The organism is Bacillus thermozeamaize (assembly GCA_002159075.1).
GTDB lineage: Bacteria > Bacillota > Bacilli > ZCTH02-B2 > ZCTH02-B2 > Bacillus_BB > Bacillus_BB thermozeamaize.
Map to the genome: position 1 here is coordinate 1 of LZRT01000118.1, position 4,847 is coordinate 4,847.

A 4,847-nucleotide genomic window follows, 5' to 3' on the forward strand; every position below is an offset into this window, starting at 1 on the left:
ATCGAAGCGAGGTGATTCACCTGACGGGAGACAGCTACCGGCTCAAGCACCGCCAAACCATATTTGGAAATTTCTAGTTGTTGAAAATAAATTCGCGAAATTTGTTCAAAGGTACTTGACGGTTACATTCTGCTCAGGAGCGCCGGCATGGTGCAGATGAATCAGATGGTATACGGGGTCATAGACCGGCTTCAGCAGAATGGGAGCACCTGATCCTCCTGCAGTGATCGTATGCTTCGACATCGGGTTATCTTCCTCCGATTTGAAATTGGCAGAAACATCTGCCATAACGGAGGATCAGGTGTCCCACATAGTTCTTCTTAAATTAGGGGGAGTGCTGCTGTTTCCCTCCTCCCCTTATATCCCAAATGGTTTGGTTTTGAATCTTGAATTGCACGTTTGGACTTGAGACGGCCGATTTTTGCCGAAAGAAGATCACGGAGAGAAACAAGCAAGGCTCGCAGGGGGGAGCGAATGCAAGGTTAGCGGATGATGGTCCCGTTTGCGGATCGTCTCTCAGGGACTGGAGGATGAATTGAAGGCGCCGGATTTGCGCCGGGAGGAAGACCGGGATAATTACCGTGCCAATTTTATTTTACAGCACCCAGAGACGTACTTTCCAGGATTTTTGACACTTTTTTGCTTGCTTCCGCGATAAACTTTTGCTGGTATACGAAACGTAAACAAGAAGCATATGTCGCCCATTGCCAGCCGGATGATGAGAAAGGCCCCCCTTGATGCCCCTTGACCAACTTGACAACATGGTGAATTCCGGAATATGTTTGTACTAAGAACTCGTTCTATGCTGCCCTCCAACCGCAAGGTTGGTGTGGTCATTGAACAGTGCTGCCCTTGAACCTGAACGGTTCATGTGGACAATGGAGCCTGCCCAAACGGCAGGCTCCTCGTCTTTCTTCCCGCATGGAGTCTGAAATTCACCTGCCTAAAAAGGGTCACCGATCAACTTCTTGGTCGCGTCCGGCGCGCCTTCCGTTCCGCCCAGCGCTTCATCATGAAGGCGTTGTAAACCGTAGAACGTGCATCCCGAAGCGCTGACCAGGACGGGATGTCTCGTCGCTTTCGATCAAAGCGGCTTGGGGCGTATCGCTGAGTTGCCAACCCCAAACCTCCCATGCTTGAGCCCGACCGGCCCCGGCCCCTCGTAAACTCACGTTTCAACGTTTTCCTTCCAACGTCTACTTTTCGGCTTCCATTATGCACAGCCTCGGGCTCTCCGTCAGGATTAGCACGTCATCGGGAGGCCCACCCTGCTATTCCTGAACGCAGCCTCCTTTCAACCCTGAAATGTCCAGTGAGTAGAACGAAATGTATTTGAACAGGAGATCGAATAGGTCAAAAAAAAAGGGGGGCAGGTCAAAAATATGGCGCGTAAGGTCAAAAAAATGGGGCGAAAATGGAACAAAATGGTTGTGTACTGGCTTAAAAGGTCAAAGAAAAGGGGTGAAGCAGGGGATCGGAGCACCGTTTCGCCCCTTATTTTGGACCTTAGAATGCAAGGGTGATGAGATTCCCCATATTTTTGACCCATGCGGTGCCCCTTATTTTTGGCTTATGGGCGCCCCTTATATTTGGCCTGTAGTTACATTTCGCCCCATATTTTTGACCTATAAGGGCAGTTCTCCCTTATGGCACAAAAAAATTTCTACCAAAATAACATGACTTTTCAAAAACTATATCTATGTTCTATTTTGGTGGAATATCATCTAAAATTGTGACGTGGCGAGCCCCATAATTTTGAACTATACGTTGCATAATGGCTTGATCAATGATTTCTTTACAAACCGCATTTATATTAATAATCTTAATCAATTTTGAAAAATCAATAATCCCCAATTCGGCTGCTAGTTTTCCAAATAATTCATCTGCAAATGATGAAGCAATTAATGGAACATCTTCGAAATCAACGACTACTTCATGTCCTGCATTTTGTAAAAGTAAATTATAAATTAACGTCCTAAGTCTTGCACCCGTTGGTCTATTTCCAAAATTTTTTGAGTGTTCTTTTAGTTTAAAAACAAGACTACCCATTTCATTTTCGTACTTCAATTCGAGGTAACTTACAGGTTTGTGGCCCCAAAGGGTCCTTGGAAGGTCAATTGCAATTTGAGTGTTAAATTGCATTTCAACACTTGTCCCTTCAAAAGGAGGAAATTGCTTTTCCGATTTCACTCTTCCATCCAGAACTTTGATGCGTCCTCCTTTTGAAGTTATAAATAGGCTACTATTACTTGCAATCGCAATTGCGACCGATCCAGCAAGACCATTGCCTTGACCATGTTCGGGATTACTCGTAACACCCTTTTTAATAGCATGTTCAATTGCCATTTTGTCTGATTTAATCTCAGGAAATGCATTTTTAATATTGTAAGGTATCCCCACTCCAAAGTCACAAACAATAAAATTTAGTTTATTATGTGCTCTATCCACCAAAACTTGGATAAAACCTTCTTCTATGCCAGAATGAACCAGAACGTTTCCTGCAATCTCATTAATAGTCCACTCAAATGCTTGCAGAGCACCAGTCTCAAATATTAAATGTTTTAAACATACATCTAGTACTCCGTTTATCACTTCGTTTAGTTCATCAACATTATTAAAACGATGCAGAGAAAAATTTTGATACCTATTATCCTTTAGCGGATATTCGTCTGGTGAAAGATAATGAAACCATCCCAATTCTTCACAATAATTTCGTGTATCTTCATCTTTTGGTGGTATTAACTGAAAATTAATACCAAGTCGCTTTAATCTATTCACTTCACATATAGTAGGAACAATACCATTTGGATAGACCCTTCTTATATTGCTTAAATCCAAAATAATTGAGTTTTGATTATTATAGTTAATTGCCCCATAAAGAACTCGATTTATGTGATTATATGTTCCCCAATTAAGACGGTCAGTTGCCACATAAATTTTATTTTTAAAATTCCAAACCAAATGTGTACCCATAACAATCCCCCTTTATGCTTCTAAAGGCCAATCCTTATACTTTTCCTTTGCCTTCTCGATGATGGCATTCGTCAGGAACCGCAGTTGCTCGCCCTTGATGTTTTCCCGCATGAGCACCATTTTGACCGCCAGCGTCACTTTGGCCAGCACGTCCTGGCGGTGCGGGTTCGTCCAGTCGATCTGGAACTCCTTTTTCATGGCGGTCACGACTTTCCGGACCAATCCCGCCAGAAACTCGTTGGAAAAGACGCCGTCCCCCATGTGCTCGATCAGGTCATAAAACACCATTTCCTCTTCCGTCAGGCCGAGGGCTTCCTTCTTCCGGCGCTCTTCCAGAAGTTTCCTGCGGGCCTCCACCATCATCTTCGCGACGGCCGCGGCCGTAATGACGCGGTTGTGGTAGGCCTGGATCGTCTCCCTCAACTTCTTGCTCAGTTCGATGCCGAGAGGATGCCGCTGACGTTCGAGATAAAAGATTTCCTCCTCCAGCAACTTCTGCAGCAGTTTGAGGCGCAGATCCGCATGGGGCTTTTTCTCGAAATCGGCCAGAAACGCCTCGTCCAGGATCGAAATGTCCGGCTTCTCCAGCCCGGCCTTCTCGAACAGGTCGATCGCCTCTTCCCGGGCCCCCACGCTGCGGTCGATCAGTTTCTTCAATTCCTCTTCGAGGTTTTTGGGCTTCTGCCCGCCTCCGACCGTGCCTTTCAGCCGTTTGATCTGGATCGCCGCGATTTCATAAAGCAGAACCTCATTGGCCAGCGGCAGAACATTCGGCAGGTGCTTGACCAGTTGGTACGCCTTGTCCAGCCTGGCTTGCGCGTTCAGGAACGCATCCTCGTCGGGCCCCATGAGGTGCCCCACGAAATCCGCAAGCCAGTCCTCGCGCTCCACCTTCGGCTTTGCCCGCCAGTTGGAGATGTCCACGCCCGGGGGAACGAATTTCCGGACGGCTTCCAAGGCTTCAAAGAAAATCGGCACGGCTTCCGCGGAAAGGTCGCCGATCGGCTTGCCCTTGCCCCCGCCCTGGGTGTACTTGTGCGTCGCTTCCTTCAGGGCGTCGGCTATGCCGATATAGTCGACGACCACGCCGCCCGTCTTTCCGGGAAAGACCCGGTTGACGCGGGCGATGGCTTGGATCAGCCCATGCCCTTTCAGGGGTTTGTCCACATAGAGGTACGTCAGCGGCGGGATGTCGGTACCCGTCAGCCACATGTCCCGCACGATGACCAGTTTCAGCGGGTCGTCCGGGTCGCGCAGTTTGGCCTTGACGGTTTCCTGCTCTTCTTTCGTCTTGATGTGGGCAAATTCGCTCCCCGGCTGCTTCTCGCGCCACTCCCGGGGGTCCTTGTCCACGTTGCCCGTCATCACAATCTCCACCGGCGGGCACCCTTCGATCGCCCGCATCTTCTCATACAGCCGCACGCAGATTTCCCGGCTCATGCAGACGATCATCCCCTTCGCCTGGGGAGACGCCGATCGGGTGAAATGCTCAACGATGTTTCTTGCAAGCGTTTCCAGTCGCTTGGGGGTGCCCACCACCTTCTCCAGGGCGGCCCACTTCATCCGGTGTTCTTCCCTCTCGCCGTCGCCGACTTCATTGATGATCTGCCTGAACTCTTCATCCAGATTGGGGTTCTCCAAATCCAGCGGGATCAGGCGGGATTCATAGTAAATGGGAAGCGTTGCACCGTCCAGCGTGGCCTGCTGCATGTCGTAGACGTGAATGAGGTTGCCGAACACCTCGTAGGTATTCCGGTCGGAGAAGGTGATCGGCGTGCCGGTAAAGGCGATGTGGGACGCATTCGGCAAAGCGCGGCGCAGGTTGCCGGCGAATCCTTCAAAATTGTACTGGGTGCGATGGGCTTCATCTGAAA

The 4,847-nt window shown here is 48.9% G+C and carries 2 protein-coding genes and 1 pseudogene; all 3 read right to left on the reverse strand.

Annotated elements, in window-relative coordinates; genetic code table 11:
• Positions 1 to 105 precede the first annotated feature (105 nt).
• Entirely contained in the window at positions 106 to 288 is a 183-nt protein-coding gene (locus BAA01_06630; protein OUM84882.1) for a hypothetical protein, read from the reverse strand.
• Between the two features lie 1,416 nt (positions 289 to 1,704).
• A complete protein-coding gene (locus BAA01_06635; protein OUM84883.1) occupies positions 1,705 to 2,973 on the reverse strand; it encodes a hypothetical protein in 1,269 nt (422 codons plus the stop codon).
• A gap of 12 nt (positions 2,974 to 2,985) precedes the next feature.
• Positions 2,986 to 4,847 (reverse strand): annotated as a pseudogene (locus BAA01_06640) (deoxyribonuclease HsdR).

Bases quoted from the DNA above. Each gene is read 5' to 3' on its own strand.
- BAA01_06635 (OUM84883.1), bottom strand. From the start codon at position 2,973: ATGGGTACACATTTGGTTTGGAATTTTAAAAATAAAATTTATGTGGCA.
- BAA01_06630 (OUM84882.1), bottom strand. From the start codon at position 288: ATGGCAGATGTTTCTGCCAATTTCAAATCGGAGGAAGATAACCCGATG.